Raw genomic sequence first — 1,673 nt, 5'->3', positions numbered from 1 at the left:
ATGAGTTCGCTTACTGGGATCAGCAATTTGCCAGCTTGGCCTGGCAGCTGAATACCCAGCGGCAGCAGTATATCGATCAGTTAACTGCTGCTTATCATGCGTTGGTTGCAGACAACGAACTGCTCTGCGATATCAACATGCAGCTGCAAAGTGGCTGGCCGGATCGAATTAGCAGTGAGCAGGACCTGCTTACCTTACTTAAACAAAATTTTGAGCAGGATAGCCGTCAGGGCTTCAGTCAGTATGGCGCGCAAAAAGCCGACTTAAAGTTAAAAAAAGCACAGTTGGCAGTGGAAGAAGTATTATCCCGTGGCCAGCTAAAAGTGTTATTATTTGCACTTAAAATCGCCCAGAACAATGTAATCAGTAGCAGCGGTCACAAACAACCATTGTTACTGATTGATGATTTGGCGTCGGAATTGGATGCCAGTTCCACCCAGATTGTTTTTGAGTATTTAACCCAGATTAATTCACAGGTATTTATTACTGCAATTAATGCTGATCAGGTTTCACCTTATATTGCTGCCGAGCGTAGCAAAATGTTTCACGTGGAACACGGTCAGATAACAGCACGGACAGATAACGATGGCCGAACAACATAATTACGATTCCTCAAGTATTAAAGTATTAAAAGGGCTGGATGCCGTTCGTAAAAGACCAGGTATGTATATCGGTGACACTGATGACGGAACTGGCTTGCACCACATGGTGTTCGAAGTGGTCGACAACTCCATCGACGAAACGCTGGCCGGCTATTGCACCGATATCTGGGTAACCATTCATAGTGATGGATCTGTGTCTGTGCGGGATAATGGCCGTGGCGTACCCACTGAAATGCACGAAGAGGGCGTATCAGCCGCTGAAGTTATCATGACTGTGCTGCACGCAGGTGGAAAGTTTGATGAAAATTCCTACAAGGTTTCCGGCGGTCTGCATGGCGTCGGTGTCTCTGTAGTAAATGCCTTGTCTGACAAATTAGAGCTGACTATTCGCCGCAAAGGCCAGGTGCATAACCAGATATATCATCTGGGTGTGCCACAAGCGCCGCTGGCGGTAATTGGTGAAACCAGTGATACTGGCACCGCTATTCGTTTCTGGCCCAGCCCGACTGTTTTTAGTGACATTGATTTTCACTACGATATTCTGGCTAAGCGGCTACGAGAACTGTCGTTTCTGAACTCAGGTGTCAGCATTATTCTGACAGATGAGCGGAATGATAAGAAAGACCACTTTAAATATGAAGGTGGTATTGAAGCTTTTGTCCAGTATTTAAACCGCAGCAAAACCAGCATTCACCCACAAGCATTCTACTTTTCTGACCAGCGGGAAGACGGTATTTCTGTTGAGGTGGCAATGCAGTGGAACGATAGCTATCAGGAAAATGTTTTCTGCTTTACTAACAATATTCCACAACGCGACGGCGGTACCCACCTGGCGGGCTTCCGTGGTGCCTTAACCCGGGTCCTGAATAATTATATTGAGCAGGAAGGCTATGCCAAAAAGATGAAGGTGCAGGCTTCCGGTGATGATGCCCGTGAGGGGTTAACCGCGGTAGTCAGTGTCAAAGTGCCTGATCCAAAATTCAGCTCACAAACCAAGGACAAACTGGTTTCAAGCGAAGTACGCTCTGCCGTCGAAGGCGTGATGGGCGAAAAGCTTAATGAATATCTTTT

Annotated in this window: 1 protein-coding gene and 1 pseudogene; both read left to right on the top strand. The window is 46.7% G+C overall.

The genetic code is table 11. From position 1 onward, the window contains the following. Positions 1-602 (top strand): annotated as a pseudogene (locus R3177_RS14740) (DNA replication and repair protein RecF); the annotation flags it as partial. Then, on the top strand, positions 586-1,673 hold a 1,088-nt coding region (locus R3177_RS14735; RefSeq protein WP_318971763.1), incomplete at its 3' end, for an ATP-binding protein. The pseudogene R3177_RS14740 and the gene R3177_RS14735, both read left to right, overlap by 17 nt.

Origin of the sequence: Arsukibacterium sp. (assembly GCF_033722355.1) — a bacterium.
In the GTDB taxonomy this organism is placed as follows: domain Bacteria; phylum Pseudomonadota; class Gammaproteobacteria; order Enterobacterales; family Alteromonadaceae; genus Alishewanella.
The sequence above is the reverse complement of the archived record's forward strand: the minus strand, read 5'-3'. Positions and strand labels throughout refer to the sequence as shown.